The sequence below is a fragment of the Pseudoalteromonas sp. N1230-9 genome (genome assembly GCF_032716425.1).
Taxonomy (GTDB): domain Bacteria; phylum Pseudomonadota; class Gammaproteobacteria; order Enterobacterales; family Alteromonadaceae; genus Pseudoalteromonas.
The window spans coordinates 538,924-563,818 of the sequence record NZ_CP090419.1; the positions used below are offsets into that span (position 1 = coordinate 538,924).

Below are 24,895 nucleotides of genomic sequence, written 5' to 3' on the forward strand. Positions count from 1 at the left end.
TTGCTTTTGAGTCAAGAGTTTCGGCTGAGAGATATGGGGATTTTTATAATAAAGTGCCAGCTATAAAAATAGCTGGCACGACAGATCAAAAGTGGCGATTAGTTTGTAGAAGGTAGCTCCATAATGCCATCAATCTCGACTTGTACACCTTTTGGTAATGCACGAACACCAATTGCTGCACGTGCTGGGTAAGGTTGTTTGAAGTATTGGCTCATCACGTCGTTAACAATCGCGAAATTAGATAGGTCAGTTAAGAAGATATTAACCTTAACCATGTCTTGAATTTGGCCGCCGGCAGCTTGACATACAGCCGTTAAATTTTTAAATACTTGATGAGTTTGCTCAGTAAAGTCTTCTGAAATCACTTCCATTGTTTCTGGTACAAGTGGAATTTGGCCTGATAAATAAACGGCCGTGCCTACTTTAACAGCTTGGCTGTAAGTGCCAATTGCAGCAGGTGCATTATCAGTAGAAATAAAAGATTTGTTCATGATTATCCTTGTTACTTTTTACGATAGACTCGCTGTACATCAGGCATCACACGAATGCGACGCATGATATTGGCAACGTGAACACGATTTTTCACTGTAATGCCTAAGTCTATCATGTATAAATTACTTTCTTTTTCGTCGGTTGCTATCTCGACAATGTTTGCTTGGGTTGAAGCCACAACATTGGTAAGTTTAGCGAGTGCACCCTGATGATTAATTATCTCAATCCGAAGGGCTGCAATGTATTCTTTTTCTGGGTTGTCATCCCATTTCACAACCAAGTATTTAGAGCGTTCTTTCTCCCAACCGCGAATGTTTTTACATTCTTGGCGGTGAACGGTAAGGCCCTTACCTTGACTGATATGAGCAGTGATAGCATCTCCTGGTACAGGGCGACAGCATTTAGAGTAGTTAACTAACATGCCTTCGGTACCGATGATGGTTGCTTTGGCTTTCTTAGCGATATCGTTTAAGTCGTCGGTTTCTTCTTGTACTAGACGTTTTGCGATAAGTACACTCATTAGATTGCCAGAACCAATTTCAACAAGTAACTCTAGAACAGTATTTAGCTCATGCTCTGTTAGGACGCGTTGAATGTTCTCGTCTGGAATATCATCCAGTTTATGTTCGCCAAGGGCTGAATCCAGTAATCGACGGCCAAGTAACATTGCTTCTTCGTGTTGCTGGCTCTTCAGGTAATTACGAATACCAAGGCGCGCTTTTCCAGTGACGACAAAGTTTAGCCATGTCGCATTAGGATGTGCGCCTGAGCTGGTTATCACTTCCACGGTTTGACCCGTATCAAGCGCTTTGCTCAGTGGGTGAGGCTTACGGTTTACGCGAGCTCCAACACAAGTATTACCAACATCAGTATGAACCGCATAGGCAAAGTCAACAGCCGTTGCGCCCATAGGCAGCTCTACAATTCGGCCATCAGGGGTAAATACATAAATTTCTTCAGGGAATAGCTCTGTTTTAACGTTTTCAACAAACTCAAAAGACGAGCCTGCACTTTGCTGAAGCTCCAGTAAGCTTTGCATCCATTGGCGTGCACGTTGCTGTGCGGTATGGCCTGCGCTATCACCGGCTTTTTTATACATCCAATGAGCGGCAACCCCTTTGTCGGCCATATGATCCATGTCGTGGGTACGAATTTGAATCTCAACAGGAATACCATGTGGGCCAACTAATGAAGTATGAAGTGATTGATAACCATTGGTTTTTGGCACCGCAATGTAATCTTTAAAGCGGGTTTCGATTGGCTTGTAAAGGTTATGAGCAACACCTAACACGCGATAACAGGTATCCATGCTATCTACGTTAATGCGAAACGCATAAATATCCATCACTTCATTAAACGACAGCTCTTTATTAAGCATCTTTTTGTAAATGCTGTAGAGGTGTTTTTCGCGACCTGAAATAGTGGCGTCGATACCTGCTTCTTCTAAGCGTGCTTCAATTTCACTTTTAATGTTACTGATGACTTCTTTTCGATTACCGCGAGCTTTTACCACTTCAGATTTTAAAGCACGATGACGCATTGGGTAGAGTGCCTGAAAGCCTAAATCTTCCAGTTCATTTTTAATATCATGAATACCTAAACGGTTAGCGATTGGCGCATAAATTTCGAGTGTTTCGCGGGCAATACGACGGCGTTTGTCGGGACGAAGTGCGCCTAAAGTGCGCATATTATGTGTTCGGTCAGCAAGCTTGATCAAGATAACACGAATATCTTGAGTCATGGCCATAATCATTTTGCGATAATTTTCAGCTTGGAATTCTTTTTTATCTTTAAAGCTGAGCTTATCGAGCTTACTTACCCCTTCTACTAGTTCGGCGACAGTATCACCAAATATTTCGGCTAAATCTTGTTGACTAAAATCGGTATCTTCAATCACATCATGCATCAGGGCTGCCATGAGTGTTTCGTGATCTAAATGCATACCAGCAAGAATTTGTGTCACTTCGACGGGGTGGGTAATGTAGGGCTCGCCGCTTGAGCGAGTTTGCCCTTCGTGGGCTTCACGAGCTACCACGTAGGCTTTTTGTACCAGCTCTATATCAGCAGGCGACAAATATTCGGAAATTTTCTTTTTCAGACCTTCAAAAAGATACAAAGTCACACTCCAATGCGCTAATGAAGTAAATCGGTAACGGTATGAATAGAATATACGATGAAAAGAAGGGCTTGCCAACGGCTAGTGCAGAAATACTAGCCGTATAGCGAAATCAAAGCGGGGAGCTTGATTATTGGTTACCACCAACGATAGCAGCAACAGCAGCCATTTCAGCGGCTTCTTGGTGTTGTTGTTCTTCACGGTCAATTAAGTCCATTGAAGAGCTGTCAACTAACCCTTTTTCAATTTCACGTAAAGCAATGACTGTCGGTTTGTCATTTTCAGCATCAACAAGTGGATCTTTACCACCTACTGCGATTTGGCGGGCACGACGAGCCGCAACTAAAATTAAGTCAAAACGATTACCAATTGCATCTACTGCATCTTCAACAGTTACGCGAGCCATCTTAGCACTCCAAATAAATTTTTAAGCAAAGGCGTAGTTTACTGTACCAAGTTACATTCGCCAATAGCTTGTGGTTAATTTTTATCTTTATTACCTAAAATTGTATTATTTAAGTAAGGCGTTCAATAATTCTTGATGGCGAATAGTTTGGCTTTTGAGTGACAAACGTTTTGCCATTACAATTGTTTCGATTTCAGCAAGCGCAGTATCAAAGTCATCATTCACAACCACATAATCATATTCATTATAGTGGGATGTTTCAGATTGTGCCTTTGCCATTCTGCCAGCGATTACCTCAGCAGAGTCTTGACCACGGTTATTTAAACGTGATTCAAGCTCTTCTTTAGACGGCGGAAGAATGAAGATGGTTTCAACATCATCCACTAATTTGCGGATTTGCTGAGCACCTTGCCAATCGATATCTAAAAATACATCAATGCCAGCGTCGAGCTGAGTTTCAATCGCTTTTTTAGAGGTGCCGTAATAATTATCGAAAACTTGCGCCCATTCAAAGAAATCATTCTTGTCAATCAGTGCTTTAAACTCCTCAACCGACACAAAATGATAATGCACACCGTTTTCTTCGCCAGGGCGAGGTGAACGCGTTGTGTGTGAAACCGATACCTTCATATCGCTGTGTTTGTTTAGTAATGCACTAATTAAGCTTGATTTACCTGCACCTGAAGGGGCCGATAAGATAAATAAATTTCCGCGAGTTTGCGCCATGATCTGTCTCTATTGAAAATAAATAGGCTCGGACTATCGCTAATCCAAGCCTTTAATTTATCTATTGTACTTTATTTCGTTAAAAGTGCTCAAGTTTCAGGAATTACTCGTCTTCATTTTCAGGGACTGCCTGCTCCTCACCTTTGTGCTTTGTGGTATCAGATGTAGCTTGCTCACTCGGGGTGTTGGTTTGTTCCGTTGGTTTAGTCGTGTCTTGCCCACCACAGGCTCCGCAACAACTCATATGTTTCTCCTTTATTTTATTGTACAAGCGGACTGCTGCTGACATTAAAGTCGAAGCCTTCAATATCGGCGTCAGCAATTAATAGTTGGATATATTGCGCTATGGCTTTGCGCTCTACTTTCTTATTCAGGTAGTCCTCAATACGTGACTTCACGGCTTCAAAAGGCAGCTGTAGCCCAGGCTCTTTATGGTCAACATAAACAAGGTGATAACCAAAGCGGGTTTCAATAGGGTGAGCAATTAAGCCAACCTCAGCACTGAATACTTGGCGTTCAAACTCACTGACGGTCTGCCCTTTTGTTATTTGACCAAGTTGGCCACCTAATTGAGCTGAATCACATTTTGAATTTTGCTGTGCAAGCTCACTAAAAGAAGCGCCTTCAGAAAGTGCACTTAGTAGGCTTTCAGCTTGATTAAGCGCATTGCTGCGCGCCTTTTCATCACTACTTGGTGCTGCAAGTAAAATATGTTTTGCTGCAATCAGTGGGGGAGTGGTGAATTTTGTTTTATTTTGTTGATAATAATGTTCGCACTCAGTCGCACTAGCACGGGGTAATTGCACTTCTGCTACGATGAGTTTTTCGAGCAATTTATTTTGGCGTTGCTCGTCGGTGTCTGAAGCGTGCGTATCTAGATTGATATTTAGCGCTTGTGCGCGTTGTTGTAACAATTCGCCAATGATCAAACTCTGTGCTGCTTCTACCATTGCAGCGCGATGATCGTCGGCTGGGTGATACTGCATTTCATTAAGAATTTGTGTTTCGCTAATAGTATGTTGATTAACGTTAATCATATCGACCTCGCGGGGGATGCCCTGTCGAAACAGGGCATGATCTGGTTAAGATTTGCTACGAACCACTTGGTAGTTACGGCTTAAGTATTGTACTGGTACGCTGGCAATATGAACTAAGCGACTAAATGGGAATACCACAAATAATGTCATGCCGAGTGCAACATGCAGTTTATAAATCCAATGAACTTGTGTAATTGCTGCAGTGGCTTCGGTTAAATCAAAGGTCACAATGTTTTGTGCCCAGCTCATTAGTAGCAGCATTTCTGTACCGTCTAAATGGTTTGCTGAGACAAAAATTGATAATAAACCTAAAATTAATTGCACGTATAACAGCAGTAAAATTGCAATATCCATATTGCTGCTTGTGGCTCTAATACGCGGTTCAAATAGACGGCGTTTGATTAAAATGGTTAGGCCGTAAAAACAAATCAAACCAAACACACCGCCGAGTGTCATGGCAATGAGTTGCTTGTGACCTGCTTCAATACCAAACACATGCCAGATTTCTGCAGGTGTCAGTAAGCCAACAAAGTGACCAAGCAATACCATAATGATACCAATATGGAATGCGCGGCTGCCTTGTTTGAGCTTTTTACTTTCAAGTAGTTGGCTTGAGCCTGTTTTCCATGTGTACTGTTCTCGGTCGTAACGTATTACCGAGCCAATAACAAACACGGCTAAGGCGATGTAGGGATAAATCCCAAAGAAAAAGGTGTTTAAATAACTCATGATGAACTCCTTAACTGGCTTCTTGATTAAAGTCAGTCCAGCTAACTGGAACATATTGATCTTTGCGCTGAGATTCGTCAGGGCGATTGACTGAGCTTGGGCAGTTGGTTGCATCTTGTGCACCAAAAGTTATGGCTTCTTCTTCCCACTCTTTATCAATGGCTTGTTTCGTATCATCGCGTTTTTCACCGTTGATTTGCTTGCGTAATGCATCGAGATCTAAATCACTCTGGGCAAGCTCTAACAGGCTTGAAAAGAGTAATGAGTAGTCACTTTCTCGTTTTTCAAGACGGCATAGTAGCAGGCCAAAAATATGGTCTACTTCGACCAGCCAAGACTGAGCATTTGCTTCGCCTTGGGTTGCTAAGAATTCTAAAAACAGGGGGATGTAGTCAGGTAGTTCATTTTGACTTAACTCTAAACCAGCCTGTTTGTATTGCTCTACTAAGTCGACCATGGCTTGACCACGGTCACGGCTTTCGCCGTGAACATGTTCAAAAAGCCACAGACCAAGCGCGCGTCCACGTTCAAATAATCCGTCATACTCGGCTTGCCAGTCGAGTATGTCTTTTTCACATTGTGAAGTGATAAAAGCACAGACAGCACGTTGATTTTGTTCTGTTAGTGAACTTTGTTTAAGGGTACTGATTAGCTCATCTTTCGCTTGTATAAGCTCAGGAGTTGGATAATCAAGTAAATGAGAAAATACACTTAAAACTTGCATAACTTACTCCTTGATCTCAACAGGGATGATCTGTTTCACAGTTGCTTTTTTCGCGCCAAATAAGTTCACCCCATTGTTACCATCGCTACAGCCATTACCAAAGCTAAAACCACAGCCATTTTTCATATCATAGGCATTCTCAGCATATGACTTATGACTGGTTGGTATCACAAAGCGGTCTTCGTAATTGGCAATCGCCATATAACGATACATTTGCTCAACTTGGTCAGCGCTTAGTCCAACTTGCTGAAGTACGCCGAGATCTTCAACACCATCGACTTGTTGTGAGCGTTTGAAAGCGCGCATTGCAATCATACGTTCAAGTGCTCGAACAACCGGTTTCTCATCACCTGCAGTTAGCAAGTTGGCGAGGTAGCGCATCGGGATACGTAATGATTTCAAGTCAGGAATAACGCCATTCATACCAACATGGCCGGCCTCTGTTGCTGATTGAATCGGTGACAATGGTGGGATATACCAAACCATTGGCAAGGTTCTGTATTCAGGGTGCAGAGGCAGCGCTACTTTCCAGTCCATTGCCATTTTATAGACAGGAGATTGACGTGCTGACTCTAACCAATTTTCAGGGATCCCTTCTTTGCGTGCTGCTTCAATGACCTCTGGATCGTTCGGATCTAAGAACATACTGAGCTGTGCAGGGTATAGGTCTTGCTCATTCGCTACACTGGCAACTTCTTCTATGCGGTCTGCATCGTAGAGTAGGACGCCTAAGTAACGAATTCGACCTACACAGGTTTCAGCACACACTGTCGGTTGACCCGCTTCGATTCGAGGAAAACAGAAAATACATTTTTCTGATTTACCCGATTTCCAGTTGTAGTAAATTTTCTTATACGGACAACCTGATACACACATCCGCCAGCCACGGCATTTGTCTTGGTCAATTAACACAATGCCATCTTCTTCGCGTTTATAAATTGCACCAGAAGGGCAGCTAGCAACACAGGCAGGATTGATGCAGTGCTCACACAGTCGTGGCAAATACATCATGAAGGTTTTTTCAAACTGCCCATAAATGTCTTTTTGTACTACGTCATCAAAGTTTTTATCTTTTTTACGCTCTGAGAACTCAGTACCGAGAATTTCTTCCCAGTTAGGTCCCCAATTGATTTTCTCCATACGCTGACCCGTAATTAACGAGCGAGGACGAGCAACCGGTTGGTGCTTGCTATCAGGTGCGTTATGCAGGTGTTGATAATCAAAATCAAACGGTTCGTAGTAATCATCAATTTCGGGCAAATCTGGATTAGCAAAAATATTGGCTAATAAACGACGCTTATTACCCTGTTTGGGCTCTAATACGCCTTTGCTATTGCGTTTCCAGCCACCATTCCATTTGCTTTGATTTTCCCACTCTTTTGGATAACCAATACCTGGTTTAGTCTCTACGTTATTAAACCAAGCGTATTCAACTCCTTCTCGGCTAGTCCATACATTCTTACAAGTGATTGAACAGGTATGGCAACCGATGCATTTATCTAAATTTAGGACCATGCCAATTTGTGCACGTACTTTCATAATTTTATCCTCGGTTACTCATTATCTAGCCAATCAACCTTGTCCATTTTTCGGACAATTACAAACTCATCACGATTACAGCCCACAGTACCGTAGTAGTTAAAGCCGTATGACTGCTGTGCATAACCCCCAATCATATGGGTTGGTTTCATGATGGCGCGGGTAACTGAGTTATGAATACCGCCTCGGGTTCCTGATACCTCAGAGCCTGGTGTGTTTACAATGCGCTCCTGTGCGTGGTACATCATGCTCATACCTTGTGGTACACGCTGTGATACGACGGCACGTGCGGCAATGGCACCATTAACATTGAAGATTTCGATCCAATCGTTATCTTTGATATCAGCCTCTTTTGCATCCGTTTCACTGATCCAAACAATTGGACCACCACGACTTAATGTCAGCATAAGTAGGTTGTCTGAATAGGTTGAGTGAATGCCCCATTTTTGGTGTGGCGTAATCCAGTTTAAAACTAACTCTTTATTACCATTCGGTTTTTTATCCAATAATGGTTGAGTCGTTTTTAAGTTTACAGGCGGTTTGTACGACACCATAGTTTCACCGAAGTCACGCATCCACTGGTGATCTTGGTAAAATTGTTGACGGCCGGTAACGGTACGCCAAGGGATCAGTTCATGCACATTGGTATAGCCTGCGTTATATGACACATGCTCATCTTCAAGACCTGACCATGTTGGCGAACTAATGATCTTACGTGGCTGTGCTTGAATATCTCTAAAGCGAATTTTTTCCTCTTCTTTAGGGGTTGCTAAATGCGTGTGATCGCGACCCGTGAACTCTCCCAGTGCTTGCCATGCTTTAACAGCAACATGCCCATTGGTTTCAGGGGCAAGGCTCAAAATGACTTCAGCGGCATCAATTGCGGTGTCTATTTTTGGACGACCTTTGTGTGGGCCTTCGCCGGTGTGTGTGTAATTCAACTCACCTAAAAACTTTACTTCTTGGTCAGTGTTCCAATTAATGCCTTTACCACCATTACCGAGTTTTTCGAGCAACGGTCCAAGTGAGGTAAAGCGGTTGTAGGTATTTGGATAGTCACGCTCAACTTCAATCATATTGGGTGCGGTGACACCTGGGATCAGGTCGCATTCATTCTTCCACCACATGTTTATGCCATCGGGTTGAGCTAATTCGTTTGGCGTGTCGTGCATGAGTGGCAATGTCACTAAGTCTTTTTCAACACCCAAGTGACCTTCGCATAACGCTGAGAATTTTTTCGCAATACCTTTAAAAATATCCCAATCCGAACGTGATTCCCACACTGGATCAACCGCTTTTGAAAGTGGATGAATGAATGGGTGCATGTCGGATGTGTTCATATCATCTTTTTCATACCAAGTTGCGGTTGGTAACACGATATCGGAATACAAACAGGTCGTTGACATACGAAAATCCAAGGTGACCCATAAATCAACTTTGCCCTCTGGTGCATCATCATGCCAGACAACGTCTTCAGGTTTTTTATCTCCGCTTTCGCCAAGATCTTTACCTTGCAAGCCATGTTTGGTACCAAGGAAATGGCGTAGCATATATTCATGGCCTTTACCTGATGAACCCAGTAAATTAGAGCGCCAAATAAACATGTTACGTGGGAAGTTTTTAGGGTTATCAGGGTCTTCACAGGCAAAGTCTAAATCGCCAGATTTAAGTTGTTGCACCGCATAATCTTTCGCTGACAATCCTGCTTTTTCTGCATCTTTACACAGTTGCAGTGGGTTCATGCCAAGTTGAGGGGCAGAAGGTAACCAGCCCATGCGTTCTGCACGTGTATTGTAATCAATGATTGAGCCAGTCCAATTCTCTTTATTTGCTAAAGGAGACAGTACTTCGGTCATTTCAAGTTTTTCGTAGCGCCATTGATCAGAATGGTTATAAAAGAAAGACGTACCGTTCATTTGGCGGGGTGGGCGTTGCCAATCTAAACCAAATGCAAGCGGTAACCAACCACATTGTGGACGTAACTTTTCTTGTCCAACATAGTGAGCCCAGCCACCACCAGATTGACCTACACAGCCACACATCATCAACATGTTGATTAAACCACGGTAGTTCATATCCATGTTGTACCAGTGGTTAAGCCCTGCACCGACAATGACCATACTACGGCCACGGGTTTTGTCTGCGTTATCAGCAAACTCACGAGCCACTTGAATGACATGATCAGCTTTTACACCTGTGATTTGTTCTTGCCATGCTGGGGTATAAGGCACATTGTCATAAAGCGATGTTGCAACTGCAGGGTCGTTCAAGCCATTATCTACACCGTAATGCGCAACCATTAAATCAAATACGGTGGCAACCAGTGCTTCGCTACCATCTTTGAGGGTAATTGTTTTAACAGGGACTTTACGAACTTGAATATCGTCATGTTCAGTATGTTGGAAGTATCCCAGTTCATGGGCTTGGCTACCGAAGTAAGGGAATAAGACTGATTCAACTTTATCTGAGTGATCTTTTAAGCTGAGCGCTAACTTAATATCGCAGCCATTTTTACCATCACGCTGTTCAATATTCCATTTGCCTTTTTCACCCCAGCGATAACCAATTGCACCGGTCGGTGAAACAAGTTCATTGCTGGTTTCATCAAGACCAATGGTCTTCCATTTCGGGTTGTTGTCTTGGCCTAAGTTATCAGCCAAGTCAGCAGCACGTAAGAATGCCCCTTGTGTGTAGCCTTTGTCGGTTTTATCCAACACGACAAGCATAGGCATATCGGTGTAGCGGCGAACGTAGTCGGTAAAATAACTACTTGGTTTATCAATATGGAATTCTTTTAGAATGACATGTCCAAACGCCATTGCCAGAGCCGCATCGGTCCCTTGTTTTGGCGACAACCATATATCTGATAATTTAGAGCACTCAGAGTAGTCAGAAGTAATAACAACCGTTTTGGTGCCTTTGTAGCGTACTTCTGTGAAAAAGTGAGCGTCAGGAGTACGTGTTTGTGGAACATTGGAGCCCCAAGCAATAATATAATTTGAGTTATACCAATCAGCTGATTCTGGAACGTCTGTTTGTTCACCCCAGATTTGTGGCGATGCTGGTGGTAAATCACAATACCAGTCATAGAAGCTTAAGCAGTTACCACCAATCAATGATAAATAACGCGAACCTGCCGCGTAACTAACCATACTCATTGCCGGAATAGGTGAGAATCCCATGATACGGTCTGGACCGTAGGTTTTTGCGGTGTAAACATTAGACGCTGCGATGATCTCGTTTACTTCATCCCATTTAGCGCGGATCAAGCCCCCTAACCCGCGTTTTGATTTATAGCTCTTTGTTTTAGCAGGGTCGGTGACGATTGATTCCCATGCTTTAACAGGATCACTATGGACTTGCTTAGCTTCGCGCCATAGTTTCAATAACGCCTGACGAACCTTAGGGTATTTTAATCGATTAGCACTGTATATATACCAGGAATAGCTGGCACCGCGAGGACAGCCACGAGGTTCATGATTTGGTAAATCAGGACGAGTTCGAGGGTAGTCTGTTTGTTGAGTTTCCCAGGTAACGAGTCCGTCTTTTACATAAATTTTCCAACTGCATGAACCTGTACAGTTTACACCATGTGTAGAGCGTACAATTTTGTCATGCTGCCAGCGACGACGATAGCCGTCTTCCCAATCGCGATTTTCATCAGTTGTTACACCGTGACCACCCGCAAAGCTTTGCTTGTTAGTCTTGAAAAAGCGCATTTTATTCAACAAATGGCTCATTTACTTATTCTCCTATCCTGCTCAACTTTAGCGCTCAATCACTAGGCACCTTGAAGCGGCAGAAAGCTACATTGCAAATCAAATATAGTGTTTCAGCGTTACAGTAACTTGATGAGGATCAATATCTCAATGGTGTTTAAGTTGATGAAAAAGAAGGGAATACCCACAAGTAGGTAGTGTAATTTGACGTCTGTTTAGGTGAAAATACTGGTGTTGATAACATACAAGCGTTATGGTTTTGTAATTGATAAAAGGCAGGTAATCATTGTGGGTATTCGGCTAAATGAACTAAAAAATCGCTTTAATGGCTCTGTGATGGTGTACATCAAAGGGTCATTGGTTGGGATTATTAGTCTTGCTATTACGACCTTATTTGCATCGTATTGGATTACAGAATTAGCCGACTTAGATGCAAAAGCAATTAATTTAAGTGGCTCTTTACGAATGGAATCGTATCAGTTGGGTATGTTTGGTCTTGAGGGGAATAAGCAGGAAGTTGATAAACGTATTGCGATATTTGAAGAAAAACTCAGAGATCCCATTTTTCAAAAGCTGCAAAATGATGAACAGTTAAATAAATTGTGGTTGCAAACCATTGAACAGTGGCAAACATTTCTAAAACCCGCCTTAGTTAATTTACCTATCGAAAACAAAACACAGTTTAATTTATACGTTAAAGCTTTGGCTGAGAGCGCAGATGATTTTGTCTATGCAGTACAAATAGATGCTGAAAGCAAAATTAGATTACTGCGCACTATTCAAGTCGGCGCCTTGTTTATCACGTTACTGGTGGGTATGTTTACGTTGCATTTAATCAGTTTGAGGGTTGAAAAGCCTTTGGCTGAGCTGACGCATGCAGCTTATGCTATCGGCAAAGGTAACTTCACTCATCATGTCGATTTACAAGGGGATGATGAACTTGCCTTAATGGGAGCGACCTTAAACCATACGTGTGAGGCAATAGCATCGATGTATGGACAACTTGAATTACGCGTAAAGCAGCAAACTGAAAAGTTAGAACTTAATAATCAAACACTCGCCTTTTTATTTAAGACAGCACGCGTTCTTTTGGAGACAAGAGAAAAAAAGCATGATTTACAACAAACCTTTGATGAGCTTGCACAGCTAATAGGTGTACCAGACATTGAACTTTGTTTGATGACCGCAAGCGGTGATAGACCTTATATGCAAATAAAACCCAGCCAAGATCAAATCGGTTTATGTGCTGCGAAAAATTGTGAAAGGTGTGAAGGGAGTGCGGCTTTTGTGTCGGTGGATGAACCAAGGGTTACACGCTTTCCATTAGTTTATGGAAGTGAGCATTATGGTGTTGTTGTCGTTCGAGGCGGGAGTGATTTTAACGAACAGTCTTGGCAGCTTCAGCTTGTCCAATCCGTAACCGATCAGGTGGCATTATCGCTTAACTTAGATGACCAGCAAAATAAAGACCGCCGAATAACGTTATTGCATGAGCGTACTGTGATTGCTAGAGAGTTACATGATTCATTAGCACAAGCACTTTCTTATTTAAAAATACAAGTTACCAGATTATCTAAAGCTCAAGAGAAGCAGCAATATGAACTACAGCAGCCGATTATTGACGAACTTAAAATGGGGTTAGAGTCAGCCTATCGACAACTGCGAGAGCTACTGACCACGTTTCGTTTAAAAATGGTAGAAGATGGGCTTGAAGCGTCTCTTAAAAAAACCATAGAGCAGCTAGCAGAGCAGAGTACTATTTCGTTTCATTTAGAGTTTGCAGTAAAACAAGTGCCTTTATCACCCATGGAGGAGATTCACCTATTACAGATCACACGTGAAGCAAGCCAAAACACCGTTCATCATTCGCATGCGCAAAACGTGTGGATTAGTCTGCAGCAATTAACCGACGGTCAAATTGAGTTATCAGTGTCTGATGATGGAGTAGGGATTAACCAAAGTTCTGAAAAGCTTAATCACTATGGGATGGCGATTATGCAAGAGCGTGCTAAGCAGTTAAGTGGTGAGTTAACCGTACAACCAAGAGAAAAGGGTGGCACACACGTTAAACTTACTTTTCACCCTGAAGGAGGCGAAGACACATATCAATAATTAGAAAGGCCCAAGAATAAGGTTAATTAATCGCTTCTTTACAGTTGATATTTACTTATTTGTGGGTAGCTTGCCTGCCTACTCTTTTGTATGGTGATACATATGCAAACTCTCTAAGCTGTATCCAAGATGCTGAAGTACATCGACCTAAACTAGTTTTTAGCATGGTTAATGTACCGTGGGTGACCACCGGGTAAATAAAGAAATTTGTTTGCCTCCCGACTTGGAAAGGCTGTGATGTTGCAAGATAATTTTGATAGAAAATATAATTACTTACGCTTGTCAGTAACGGAAGTCTGTAATTTTAAATGTAATTACTGCTTACCGGATGGCTACGTGTGTGATGCTCGTCCGAAATCCCTCGGTGTTGATAAAATTAGCACCTTGGTAAACGCCTTTGCGATGGCGGGTACTAAAAAAATACGCCTAACTGGCGGCGAGCCTACTTTGCGCAAAGATCTTGCTGATATCGTAGCAGCATGCAGTGAAACTCAAGGTATTGATACCGTTGCAATGACCACTAATGGCTATCGCTTACTTGAAAAACTCCCTCGTTTAGTGGCCAGTGGTTTAACAAACCTAAATCTGAGCGCCGATAGCTTGAATCCTTATACATTTTCGCAAATCACCGGCAGTGACTCATTACATGAAGTGCTAGCGTGTGTTGATAAAGCCTTAGAGCTGGGTGTTAAAAAAGTTAAATTAAACGCGGTCTTACTCAAGCAATACAATGCCAACCAATTACAGCAATTTCTTGATTATATTAAAGATAAGCCTGTCACATTTCGTTTCATTGAACTGATGCAAACCGGTGATAATCAGGCTTATTTCAATGCCCAACATGTAAAAGGTCTGCAACTTAAACAACAGCTTTTACAGTCGGGTTGGCGAGCAGCCCCCAAAGCGGTGGATGCGGGCCCAGCTGAAGAGTTTTTTCACCCTCACTATGCGGGTCAAATTGGCTTGATCATGCCTTACAGCAAGGCGTTTTGTGTAAGCTGCAACCGCCTACGTGTTTCTGCAGAAGGCAAATTGCATTTGTGCTTATTTGGTGAAGCAAATGATGATTTAACGCCTTGGTTAGATAATCAGGATGTTCAAGGCTTAGCAACTCACCTTTTATGTAGTGTTCAATATAAATGGCAAGGCCATCAATTACAAATGGGACGAACAGGGCTGACCAAACAACTGGCTATGTTAGGGGGTTAGTATGTTAGTGGGTATTGTTCTGGCTGGGGGCCTTTCTTGTCGCATGGGGCAAGATAAGGCGCTGCTTGAAATTAATGGTCAAACGCAATTAATACGTGCGACTAATTGCCTTAAAGACGCGGGCTGCGATGAGATCATTGTAAGTCGAAATAGCACCGGTTTTATCGTTGATAAATTTATACAGCAAGGACCTGTTGCCGGTATTCATGCCTGTTTGAATCATGCCGATTATGATGATGCGCTTGTTATTCCTATCGATATGCCGCTGCTATCTGAAACAAGTTTACGCGCCCTTATCAATCAAGGGCGCAGACGAGATTGTGCCTGTTACTTTGCACACAGTGTATTGCCTTGTTACCTCAATCGGCTTGAACGCGTGAGTTTAATTGCCCAGCAACGTTTAGAGCATGGGCAGCGTTCTGTCAGGGGGTTACTTGAAGAGCTTGGAGCGGCCGTTATTGAATTGTTTGAGTCACATGGCGAGAGTCGTGAACTATATAACGTTAATACACCACAACAATGGGCGCATGCTTGTTGTTTGATTGATCAAAAGGATTACGCATGGCGCGAGTAAAAAGCAGCTGCTTTGTAGCATTAAACATAGCGATTTTAACGGTAAGTAATAGTCGAGGCCCAGCGCAAGACACTGCGGGTGATTTGTTGCAGCAAAAAGTCATAGACAGTGGTCACCATGTACTTAATCGGCAATTGCATAAAGCCAATATTTATAAAGTGCGCGCAGAAGTCGCTGCTTGGATAGCCAGTGACAATATTGATGTAGTACTGATTTCTGGGGGCACAGGTCTTACACCTGACGATATTACGCCCTCGGCAATCGATGTGTTATTTGACATGCCCGTGACTGGTTTTGGTGAGCTGTTCAGGCATTTGTCATATTCACAAATAGGCACGTCATCACTGCAATCAAGAGCTTTAGCAGGGCTTGCCAATAGAACTTTAGTTGTAGCTATGCCAGGCAGCCCAAATGCGTGCGCGACTGCTTGGGATGAGATTTTATGCCAGCAACTCGATTCGCGCTGTGGGGCGTGCAATTTTGTAGCCCAGCTTAAATCACATCGTGTTGAACAGTGCCACTCTCGGGAGATGAATTAATGCAGTTAACGCACATAGATAAAAGAGGCCAAGCAAGCATGGTTGATGTTGCAGATAAATCAGCAACGGTACGAGAAGCGCGTGCTTGCGCAACCGTTGTAATGCAACCAGAAACGTTGGCTCTTATTGAGCAAAATCAATTAAACAAAGGGGATGTATTGGCTGTGTCGCGTATTGCAGGTATTCAGGCTGCCAAAAAAACAGCTGATTTGATCCCTCTTTGTCATCCGTTGGCATTAAGTAAGGTGGCGGTCGAATTTTTTATTAACAGCCAAGACAGTGCCGTTGATATCCAAAGTTATTGTAAGTTAGTTGGGCAAACAGGAGTTGAAATGGAAGCGTTGGCTGCAGTATCAATTGCAGCACTTACCATAATTGATATGTGTAAAGCGGTTGATCAAGGCATGACAGTGCAGAACATGCGTGTCACTTATAAAAGTGGTGGCAGACGCGGCACCTATACCGGTTAATTGAGGGGAGCATATATGAATAAGGTACTTTTTTTTGCACAGTTACGTGAACGTTTAGGTTGTGACACGGTACAACTCGATGCACAAGGTATGTCGGTTAGGGAGTTACGCCAAGTATTAGCTAAACGAGATGAACGTTGGCGCACTTGGTTACTCGATAAGGATGTGTTAGTAGCGGTAAATCAAACCTTAGTTGATGAAAATGCAGCGCTCAGCACTGGTGATGAGATTGCTATGTTTCCACCCGTTACTGGAGGTTAGTGATGATCCGTGTACAAGAGCATGATTTCGATATGAATGAAGAGTATCAATCTATGTTGGCTGACGACTCGGTGTCGGGCGCGGTGGTTATGTTTGTGGGCCGTGTTCGTGACATTAATCAAGGCCACCAAGTTGATAGTTTATATCTAGAGCATTACCCAGCGATGACAGAGAAATACCTCACCCAGTTAGAGCAGCAAGCATTGTCATTATGGCCCTTGGAAAAAGTTACCCTAATTCACCGTGTTGGCAAATTAAGCTTAACAGACCAAATTGTGTTGGTGGCAGTGTCGAGTGTCCATCGCGAAGCAGCATTTGAAGCTGCACAGTATTTAATTGATTTACTTAAAGCCCGTGCGCCATTTTGGAAAAAAGAGCACGTTGCAGGAGAGCAGACACGTTGGGTGAGTGCCAATCATAAAGATCAAATAGCCGCAGCCCAGTGGCTATAGGGTTGAAACGATGCAGAGGCTAACAAATAAACTAATCATATACACGATAGCGACTGTGCTGATTTTATTGTGTTGTGTATTGCCAGCAAGCGCCAATGATAAAGACACATCCTCTTCGCTAACGATCGCTTGCTCGGCTAACTTTGTCGCTGTTATGGATAAGTTGCTGCCAGTATTCAAGGCACAGGTTAAAACTGATTTACGGGTTAAAGTTGTGACAGGCTCGTCAGGCACACTCGCGACACAGCTTCGTTATGGAGCGCCTTATGACGTATTCTTTTCAGCAGATGCACGATTACCTACACAACTAAAAACCGATGGTTTTGGCATTGAAAGCACGGTGTATGCGCTTGGCGAATTGGTGTTTTATTCGTCCGAGGGCTATGACAGTTTGGAAGGCGTTATGACACGTTTGCCCCATATCACTTTGGCTATTGCGAACCCTCGTTATGCACCTTATGGACAGGCTGCGGTTGAGGTATTGGCTCATTTAAAAATCAAGCCGAAAAAAATAGTCACAGGAGGATCAATTTTGCATACTTTTCAATATGTTGAAAGTAAAAATGCACAGTTGGGCTTAATTGCAAAAAGTCTAATGCAACAGCTACATAATGGCACAGCCATCGCTATCCCCAGTGAGTGGTATCAGCCAATTGAGCAGCATGCTTTATTGGTGAATGACTCAGTATTTGCGCGTCAGTTTTATCATTTTGTTCAAACTGAAAAGGCACAACAGTTAATAAAATCAATGGGCTATAGGTAATGCTATGAACGAGGGGGACCTGCAAGCCATCTTTATTACGTTAAAACTCGCCGTGCTAACTACGCTGGCGTTGTTAGTTATAACGATTCCCTGCGCATATTGGCTTGCGCGAAGTAAACGAGCCATAAAACCTTTTCTCGAAACCTTAATTACCTTGCCTTTAGTTTTGCCTCCTACGGTACTTGGGTATTACTTTTTGGTGCTATTTTCGCCGCAGCAAGGTATTGGCTTATGGCTGCAACAGACAGTGGGGGTGCAGTTGGTTTTTAGCTTTTCGGGAATTTTAGTGGCGTCGATGATCTATAGTTTACCCTTTACTTTTCGACCTGTACAAAGTGCCTTTGAGCAACTGCCAGATGACTTATACAGCAGTGCAGCTTTGCTAGGTTTTAAGCCTTGGAGGCAGTTTTTATGGCTCGTTTTACCTATGATTAAACCTGCTATTTATACTGCTGCAACGCTAAGTTTTGCCCATACAGTGGGTGAGTTTGGTGTTATTTTAATGATTGGTGGCAATATTCCAGGAGAAACTCAAGTTGTGTCACTGGCGTTATTTGATCATGTTGAGAGTTTTAATCTTCAGGCTGCAAATACGCTTGCAGGGCTGATGTTGGTATTCTCATTTGCCGTTGTGTTTGCATGTCAATGGTGGCAAAGGCAAACGCAGCGTGTAAGTACACCAACTCGCTTGTTTTAAACAAGGTTAGACAGGTGATGGCATTAAATAGCGACTGCATTGGTATTTCAGACCTACAGAGTGTGTCTAAGTCTGTGGTTGCGCATATTGAACTAAATTGTACGAAGCCTGTTTCTCAGCAACTTTATTGTCAGCTTAAGACCTTGCAAATAACGGTGTTGTTAGCCCCAAGTGGCGCAGGCAAAAGCAGTTTGTTTAATGCAATTGCGGGTGTTGCTCCAGCTTCAGGCGGGTTAAAAGTAACAGGGCAACAGCAGTTAGGTATGCCAGCACATAAGCGCCGAATCGCCTACGTAACACAGTCTCCTTTGTTATTTGACCACCTAACCATTGCCGCTTTATTAAAGTTGGTTGCCAAGCAACAAGCACAGCCATTTGATATAAGTTGGGCGATAGACCCCTTAGGGCTGACCGACAAACTATCGTGTCGAGCTCATCAATTAAGTGGCGGGCAGCGACAACGAGTAGCGCTTTTACTCGCGATGATCAAAGGAGCGCCTTTATTATTATTAGATGAAGCCCTTACAGGGCTGGATCAATTTAATAAGCAAGCTTGTATAGGGGTTATAAAAGACTACCTTTGTAAAGTACAAGGTGCTGCTTTGTTAGCATGCCACCAGCTTGATGATGTATTAGCATTGGCTGATAGTTGCTTATTGCAGCATACGAGAAACGATAGTACACATTGGCAAATGCTCCCTGTGGATGAAGGTATTGAGCACTATCAGCAGCAGTTACTAAAGGGTCAATCAAGTGAAAACATTCAGGGGAGTCAATTTACTTCTCTGTTTTACGGACAGGTTCATGCTCACTTTCCTGCACTGGGCTTAACAGAGTATCACGTTGGCGGACAGCGCTGTTTTGCTGCGCATAATTCAGATCATCAAATAGGGCGTGTGCAGCCATTAATACTGAAAGCGAACCGCCTGGGTTTATCAAAAACAGCACTATCAGAGAGTAGTTTTGTGAACCAATTAAAAGTGCAGATCACTGCGTTTAACCCTGTTAATATGGGGCAAGAGCAAGGTATGTTGGTGAAAGTAAGGCTCGTGAATAGCGAACAAGAAGGTATGTATAAACTCGCATCATTGCATGTGTGGATCACGCGCTTATCATTTAATCAACTACAGCCCAAGCCAAATGAAACGTGGTTTTTAATTGGTAAAGCAGACGCATTACACAGTTAATTATCAACTAAGTTATTTCGTACTAAACCGCGTTTTACATTTTTGCAGAGCTTCGCGAATCGAGAAATATCGTCAAAATTAGGAATTGTGCCTATTTGCAGCTGATGTTCCCAGTAGCATAGTTCGGTATCAACTAATTCCATTAGTTTTTTAGGGCAGCCGATACATGAGTTATCGGTGCCACAAAAAAAGGTATCTGGTTCGTATAAGGGAAGCTCAACTTTTACCTGTTCAATTAATTGCTGCATTGCACTAACGCGATCAGGTTTACATGTTTGCATAGTAAGGCTTTGTTTCTAATTTAATACAGAATCAAACGGAATAAAAGGCACTAAATCACCCCTTTGCCACTGCGTTTTTTCAGCATCAAGCAAAAGGTAACCTTGGCTTTTTGCAAAAGTACTGAGTATGCCTGAACCTTGTCCTTTTAAAGGCTCAACATAGGTTCCTGTGTTATTGACAATTAGTGTGGCTCGAATAAATTCATCGCGACCTTGTTTTTTACTGATGCCACACGCTAAAGGCAATTGCATAGGGGGCTGTGTACACACTGTTTCACCAGCCATCTTACGAAGTGCAGGAATAGCGAGTTGGTGCAATGTCACAACACTTGAAACAGGGTTGCCCGGTAATCCCATAAAACGCTTGTTGTGGCCGTCTTGTGTTAAATACTTAAAATGACCATATGCGAAGGGTTTACCTGGCTTTATTGCGACTTTCCAAAACTGCATTTGGCCAAGTTCTGTGAGTACTGTTTTTGTGTGATCAGCATCACCGACCGAAACGCCCCCTGAGGTAATAATGACATCGGTATTTGAAAGTGCCTCCTCGAAAGCCGATTTTAGCGCGTCAGGATCGTCAGCAATAATGCCAAAATCCTGCACCGTAAAGCCTAAATTATTTAAAATAGCCTGAATCGTGTAACGATTAGTATCGTAAATTCCCCCTTGTGGAAGTGGTGTGCCAGGCTCAAAAAGTTCATCTCCCGTAGAAATAACCCCTACTTTAAGCGGTTTATAAACGCTAACAGAGGCAATGCCTAGCGAGGCAAGCATACCGATATCGGTGGCTGTTAAACGTTGTCCTGACGCAAATAATTGGCTGCCGATACTGATATCTTCACCTTGTTTACGTACATTTTGTGTAAAGATAGGCGTTGTATTTAACGTGATAGTTTGATCAGAAGATACTGTGACGTGCTCTTGCATTATCACTGTATCAAAGCCTGCAGGAATGTGCGCACCGGTCATTATGCGTATGCAACAACCGGAGTGCCATTCGCCGTTGAATGGGTGCCCAGCATAGGCAGTGCCAATAATAGTTAAATGTGTGTGTTCATTTAAATCACTAAAACGAAATGCAAAACCATCCATAGCAGAGTTATCTGCAATAGGTACGTTAACGCCGGCGATAATTGGTTTGGCAAGAATGCGACGGTGCGCAGAAGATAGGGGTAATGTTTCAATTCCAACCAATAAAGGACTATCTGATAAGAGTGTATCGCCTGCTTGCTGAAAAGAAAAGACGGCATTCATCATTACGATCCTTTTTGTTGGTTGATCATCCAAACTGCAGCCTCAACACGAGAGCGTAAGCTTAATTTTTTTAGTAAATGTTTAACATGAACTTTCACAGTACCATCAGAGATATCTAACTCACGGGCGATCAGTTTATTTGATAAACCTTTGGCAATTAACTTTAAAATTTCAAATTCACGGCTGGTTAACGAGTTTAGAATATTCGCTTTTTGTGATACATCAGGTTTACGAATAGCTTGTGCTAAAACACCTGTGAGCTTTTCGCTTAATACCATTTTACCTATGGCTGCTTGTTTTATTTTTTCAAGAATATCTTCAGGATCCATATCCTTGAGCAGGTACCCATCAGCGCCATAGCTAATTGCGGTGAGCACGTCTTCGTCGTTGTCAGATACTGTTAGCATAATAATACGAGAAGTGATGTCATTTGCTCTCATCGCTTTGAGGGTTTCAAGACCATCCATACCTTGCATATTGAGATCGAGAATAATTAAATCGGGGTCATGTTCAATCGCTAAGCGAAGTCCTTCTTTACCACTTGCGGCTTCACCTATCACGCTAAGTTCATCTTCTAAATCAATTAGCTGCTTTAAACCTTTGCGTAATAACGGATGATCATCCACTAATAATATTGAGTTGGTTAATGCATTCATACTCTGACTCTTTTACTGAAGCCTATCGGCTGACGGGATAATTTATATTAGCGTGGATCAATTTTTGATTCATCTAAAAGGCAGTGTGTTACTCCCAATAACCTATAAGTTAAGATGATTTGTCTAGTATAAACAATATGTTATTTACCTAGCTACCTATAAGTGGGTAGTTACTTTTTATTTTTAACGAGTTTTGGCTTACCCATCAATGTGAATTGTTGAGTTTAGTTTATGTGCGCATAGTGAATGTAATTCGATTGAGAGGAGCAGCACATGGCTGAACTACACAAATGGGAACCGGAAAATGAAGCTTTTTGGAATTCCCAAGGTAAAAAAATAGCACAACGGAACTTATGGATTTCAATCCCAAGTTTACTTTGTGGCTTCGCTGTTTGGCTCTACTGGGGAATTTTAACCGTGCAGATGATGAATGCAGGGTTTAACTTTAGCGCAGAAGAGCTATTCACATTAACAGCGATAGCGGGCTTGTCGGGAGCTACTTTACGTATCCCTAGTAGTTTCTTTATTCGATTTTGTGGTGGACGAAATACAATATTCTTCACTACTTCGTTGCTGATTATCCCAGCGATTTTTACAGGCCTTGCTTTACAAGACCCAACGACCCCGCTTTGGCAGTATCAGTTACTGGCGCTTCTTTCAGGTTTTGGTGGAGGAAACTTTGCTTCTTCCATGTCGAATATCAGCTTCTTTTTTCCTAAAAAACAACAGGGCTTAGCATTAGGTCTAAATGCAGGGTTAGGGAACTTTGGTGTAACTACCATGCAGATTTTAATTCCTCTTTTTATGACATATGGGGTCTTTGGCGCATTAGGTGGCGATCCTGTCACCTTGGTCAGTACATCGGGTAGCTTGATTGGTAAAATTCCAGCTGGTTCTGAGACATGGCCGCAAAATGGTGGCTTTTTATGGTTATTACTCTTGGTGCCATTATTTTTTGCAACTTGGTTTGGTATGAATAACATCCGCACACCAGAGGTTTCACCTAATGTAGGTAGCCCATTGAGTGCATTTATGATGATTTCAATCATGTTAATGATTGGTCTTGCTACTGCCGCTGCAGGGTTGTGGTTAATGTTGCCTGAGTCAGCAAATGGCTCAGGGTTTGGTGTGCCTAAAGAACTCGTGCTGGTGTTAGTTGTTGCCATCACTGTCTTTTTATTAAAAATGTTGCCAGGTGCAATTGGTGAAAGTCTGACTAAGCAGTATCAAATCTTCAATAATAAACACACTTGGGTGATGAGTACTATTTATACTATGACATTTGGGTCATTCATTGGTTTTGCTGCAGCATTTCCTTTGGCTATTAAGGTTATATTTGGTTTTCAACATATTATGGTTGATGGGGTGATGACGCATAACACGCTTAATCCAAACGGCCCAAGCGCACTTATGTATGCATGGATGGCACCCTTTATCGGCGCCTTAATCCGTCCTTTAGGTGGTTGGATAGCAGATAAATGGGGTGGAGCGCTTGTAACGCAAATATGCTCAGTTGTAATGGTTGGTTCTTCATTAGGGGCAGCATATTATATGAAAGCAGCTTATCAGTCTGCGACACCTGAAGAGTTCTTTATGCCGTTCTTTGTACTGTTTTTATTACTTTTTGCAGCAACAGGTATTGGTAATGGCTCAACCTTTAGAACCATTGCTATGGTTTTTCCAAAGGAACAAGCAGGGCCTGTATTAGGTTGGACATCAGCTGTAGCAGCTTATGGGGCATTTTATATTCCTATGGTTTTTGGTCAGCAAATTAAGGCTACAACACCTGAAGTGGCACTTATCGGCTTTGCTGTTTTTTATGCACTATGTTTGATCATTAACTGGTGGTTTTATTTAAGAAAAGACGGCGAGTTTTACAATCCGTAACGATCTCCACTTGTCTAGAGCCATTAACTTCGGTTTTTGGCTCTTTTTTATTTTTACAGGAAAGAACAGATATGAGTAAGTTTCAAGAATTATTGTCTATGGCTCGTTACCAAGCGGAACCCGTTAAGCTATTACTATTATTTACCAAGGCGAATATTGAAAGTTCGAAGAATGAAGTTAACAAGGGCATTATTGAGCCTGTTATGTGTGTCGATAAATTACCCGCTGAATTAAACGACTATTCAACCTTATGCCTAGAAGCCGATAGTATTAACCATCAATGGGATTTATTATTTGTGACAAGTATCAGTGCGGATGTTGATAAAAGCGTGATTGAAAGCAGTATGAAGTCAATGATAAATGATGTTCAAAGTGGCAAAAACACGGCAATGTATATCGTCCTAGATAGAGAAGATAACCTAGTTGAAATGGTCGGCAGTTAAAAGGTTTCAATGTGTAGGGGCAGCAATTTGCTGCCTTTTTTATGGAAGCGTTTCGATATAGTGTGTTAGTTCGTTAAAAAGCCAAGTTGGTAAACTATTATGTGGCTCTTGAGTATCTAGCCAGTTTTTAACGGTAAGGCACAATTCAGTATCGCCTTGAATGGTTAACTTACGAGAAAAGAACAGTGTATCGGGATCATGCTTACCACTTATTAAGCATAAAAATGTGTCGCTACTACCAGTTAGTTTTCCATCGTACTTTATGCTTTTTACTGGGAGTTGATCCTGCTTTATCGTGTACACTTGCAATTTTTTGCTCGTCGGCTCTAAAGAAATCAATAAGGTTAGTGGGAGGTTACTTACCTCTATGCATAACTGTTTATCCGCTAAAAAGTCCAATTCTCCTTCTGCAATGTGTGCTTCAAACACCTTATTTAAATGCTGAGTTACTAACCAATTTATACTTGTAGCAGGTGCTATATGAGTAACACGTGTTAGCCATTTAGGGGTAAAAAACAGCTGCGCTTTATGCTTCAAAATATCATGTAGACTAATCATATTAGTAGATTACCTTGTAAGGTTGGTTCACTTACCATTATTGATAATTTATTCACTAGTTTAA

At 42.3% G+C, this 24,895-nt stretch carries 26 protein-coding genes and 1 riboswitch; of the genes, 12 read left to right on the forward strand and 14 right to left on the reverse strand.

Going from position 1 to position 24,895, the window contains the following annotated elements; genetic code table 11:
- Positions 1-98: 98 nt before the first annotated feature.
- The 10 genes from LY624_RS02590 to LY624_RS02635 all read right to left on the reverse strand — a co-directional run bounded on the left by LY624_RS02590 (position 99) and on the right by LY624_RS02635 (position 11,509).
- Positions 99-491 (reverse strand): RidA family protein, encoded by a 393-nt coding sequence (locus LY624_RS02590; protein WP_130151741.1) that lies wholly within the window; start codon positions 489-491, stop codon positions 99-101.
- Between the two features lie 11 nt (positions 492-502).
- Positions 503-2,608 (reverse strand): bifunctional GTP diphosphokinase/guanosine-3',5'-bis pyrophosphate 3'-pyrophosphohydrolase, encoded by a 2,106-nt coding sequence (spoT, locus tag LY624_RS02595; protein ID WP_062567389.1) that lies wholly within the window; start codon positions 2,606-2,608, stop codon positions 503-505.
- A 130-nt stretch (positions 2,609-2,738) separates the two neighbouring features.
- Entirely contained in the window at positions 2,739-3,014 is a 276-nt protein-coding gene (rpoZ, locus tag LY624_RS02600) for a DNA-directed RNA polymerase subunit omega (RefSeq protein WP_054554225.1), read from the reverse strand.
- 105 nt (positions 3,015-3,119) lie between these two features.
- A complete protein-coding gene (gmk, locus tag LY624_RS02605) occupies positions 3,120-3,740 on the reverse strand; it encodes a guanylate kinase (protein ID WP_130151742.1) in 621 nt (206 codons plus the stop codon).
- Positions 3,741-3,843: 103 nt separating this feature from the next.
- Positions 3,844-3,984, reverse strand: a complete 141-nt coding sequence (locus LY624_RS02610) for a hypothetical protein (protein WP_237119725.1) — start codon at positions 3,982-3,984, stop codon at positions 3,844-3,846.
- A gap of 16 nt (positions 3,985-4,000) precedes the next feature.
- Positions 4,001-4,777, reverse strand: coding sequence for a peptidylprolyl isomerase (locus tag LY624_RS02615; RefSeq protein ID WP_341803808.1), 777 nt, complete (start codon positions 4,775-4,777; stop codon positions 4,001-4,003).
- A 45-nt stretch (positions 4,778-4,822) separates the two neighbouring features.
- Complete coding sequence (gene narI / locus LY624_RS02620) at positions 4,823-5,506, reverse strand: respiratory nitrate reductase subunit gamma (protein ID WP_341803809.1); 684 nt, start codon at positions 5,504-5,506, stop codon at positions 4,823-4,825.
- Between the two features lie 10 nt (positions 5,507-5,516).
- A complete protein-coding gene (gene narJ / locus LY624_RS02625) occupies positions 5,517-6,230 on the reverse strand; it encodes a nitrate reductase molybdenum cofactor assembly chaperone (RefSeq protein ID WP_237119722.1) in 714 nt (237 codons plus the stop codon).
- A gap of 3 nt (positions 6,231-6,233) precedes the next feature.
- Positions 6,234-7,769, reverse strand: coding sequence for a nitrate reductase subunit beta (narH, locus tag LY624_RS02630; RefSeq protein WP_341803810.1), 1,536 nt, complete (start codon positions 7,767-7,769; stop codon positions 6,234-6,236).
- Positions 7,770-7,783: 14 nt separating this feature from the next.
- On the reverse strand, positions 7,784-11,509 hold the full coding sequence (locus LY624_RS02635; protein ID WP_341803811.1) for a nitrate reductase subunit alpha: 3,726 nt from the start codon (positions 11,507-11,509) through the stop codon (positions 7,784-7,786).
- 210 nt (positions 11,510-11,719) lie between these two features.
- Between LY624_RS02635 and LY624_RS02640 the strand changes: the two genes are divergently transcribed.
- From LY624_RS02640 to LY624_RS02685, 10 genes are all read left to right on the forward strand, one after another.
- Complete coding sequence (locus LY624_RS02640) at positions 11,720-13,600, forward strand: ATP-binding protein (RefSeq protein ID WP_341803812.1); 1,881 nt, start codon at positions 11,720-11,722, stop codon at positions 13,598-13,600.
- A 118-nt stretch (positions 13,601-13,718) separates the two neighbouring features.
- Positions 13,719-13,850: riboswitch (molybdenum cofactor riboswitch) on the forward strand.
- A complete protein-coding gene (moaA, locus tag LY624_RS02645; RefSeq protein WP_341803813.1) occupies positions 13,838-14,809 on the forward strand; it encodes a GTP 3',8-cyclase MoaA in 972 nt (323 codons plus the stop codon). (Overlaps the previous riboswitch by 13 nt.)
- 1 nt (position 14,810) lies before the next feature.
- Positions 14,811-15,383: a molybdenum cofactor guanylyltransferase gene (gene mobA / locus LY624_RS02650; protein ID WP_341803814.1), complete on the forward strand. Its 573-nt coding sequence runs from the start codon at positions 14,811-14,813 to the stop codon at positions 15,381-15,383.
- Positions 15,371-15,922 (forward strand): molybdenum cofactor synthesis domain-containing protein, encoded by a 552-nt coding sequence (locus tag LY624_RS02655; protein WP_341803815.1) that lies wholly within the window; start codon positions 15,371-15,373, stop codon positions 15,920-15,922. The genes mobA and LY624_RS02655 overlap by 13 nt, the downstream gene beginning before the upstream one ends.
- Positions 15,922-16,392: a cyclic pyranopterin monophosphate synthase MoaC gene (moaC, locus tag LY624_RS02660; RefSeq protein ID WP_341803816.1), complete on the forward strand. Its 471-nt coding sequence runs from the start codon at positions 15,922-15,924 to the stop codon at positions 16,390-16,392. The genes LY624_RS02655 and moaC overlap by 1 nt, the downstream gene beginning before the upstream one ends.
- Before the next feature lie 15 nt (positions 16,393-16,407).
- Positions 16,408-16,653 (forward strand): molybdopterin synthase sulfur carrier subunit, encoded by a 246-nt coding sequence (gene moaD, locus LY624_RS02665; RefSeq protein ID WP_341803817.1) that lies wholly within the window; start codon positions 16,408-16,410, stop codon positions 16,651-16,653.
- A gap of 2 nt (positions 16,654-16,655) precedes the next feature.
- A complete protein-coding gene (locus LY624_RS02670) occupies positions 16,656-17,105 on the forward strand; it encodes a molybdenum cofactor biosynthesis protein MoaE (protein WP_341803818.1) in 450 nt (149 codons plus the stop codon).
- A 10-nt stretch (positions 17,106-17,115) separates the two neighbouring features.
- Positions 17,116-17,868, forward strand: coding sequence for a molybdate ABC transporter substrate-binding protein (gene modA / locus LY624_RS02675; protein ID WP_341803819.1), 753 nt, complete (start codon positions 17,116-17,118; stop codon positions 17,866-17,868).
- A 4-nt stretch (positions 17,869-17,872) separates the two neighbouring features.
- A complete protein-coding gene (modB, locus tag LY624_RS02680; protein WP_341803820.1) occupies positions 17,873-18,565 on the forward strand; it encodes a molybdate ABC transporter permease subunit in 693 nt (230 codons plus the stop codon).
- 17 nt (positions 18,566-18,582) lie between these two features.
- Positions 18,583-19,752 carry an ATP-binding cassette domain-containing protein gene (locus LY624_RS02685; protein WP_341803821.1) on the forward strand — a complete coding sequence of 390 codons (1,170 nt, stop codon included), beginning with the start codon at positions 18,583-18,585 and terminating at the stop codon, positions 19,750-19,752.
- Here LY624_RS02685 and LY624_RS02690 read toward each other — a convergent pair.
- Genes LY624_RS02690 through narL form a run of 3 tightly spaced genes read right to left on the reverse strand, consistent with a single transcriptional unit; the run spans position 19,749 to position 21,943 of the window.
- Entirely contained in the window at positions 19,749-20,033 is a 285-nt protein-coding gene (locus LY624_RS02690; RefSeq protein ID WP_341803822.1) for a hypothetical protein, read from the reverse strand. The genes LY624_RS02685 and LY624_RS02690 overlap by 4 nt on opposite strands.
- 15 nt (positions 20,034-20,048) lie before the next feature.
- Positions 20,049-21,290, reverse strand: coding sequence for a molybdopterin molybdotransferase MoeA (gene moeA / locus LY624_RS02695; protein ID WP_341803824.1), 1,242 nt, complete (start codon positions 21,288-21,290; stop codon positions 20,049-20,051).
- Positions 21,290-21,943, reverse strand: a complete 654-nt coding sequence (gene narL, locus LY624_RS02700; protein WP_237119707.1) for a two-component system response regulator NarL — start codon at positions 21,941-21,943, stop codon at positions 21,290-21,292. The genes moeA and narL overlap by 1 nt, the downstream gene beginning before the upstream one ends.
- Before the next feature lie 273 nt (positions 21,944-22,216).
- Between narL and LY624_RS02705 the strand changes: the two genes are divergently transcribed.
- Entirely contained in the window at positions 22,217-23,830 is a 1,614-nt protein-coding gene (locus tag LY624_RS02705; protein ID WP_237119706.1) for an MFS transporter, read from the forward strand.
- A 71-nt stretch (positions 23,831-23,901) separates the two neighbouring features.
- Positions 23,902-24,273, forward strand: coding sequence for a hypothetical protein (locus tag LY624_RS02710; RefSeq protein WP_062567411.1), 372 nt, complete (start codon positions 23,902-23,904; stop codon positions 24,271-24,273).
- A gap of 39 nt (positions 24,274-24,312) precedes the next feature.
- On the opposite strand, the gene ubiT is transcribed toward LY624_RS02710, so the two are convergent.
- Positions 24,313-24,831 carry a ubiquinone anaerobic biosynthesis accessory factor UbiT gene (gene ubiT / locus LY624_RS02715; RefSeq protein WP_341803825.1) on the reverse strand — a complete coding sequence of 173 codons (519 nt, stop codon included), beginning with the start codon at positions 24,829-24,831 and terminating at the stop codon, positions 24,313-24,315.
- Positions 24,832-24,895 lie beyond the last annotated feature (64 nt).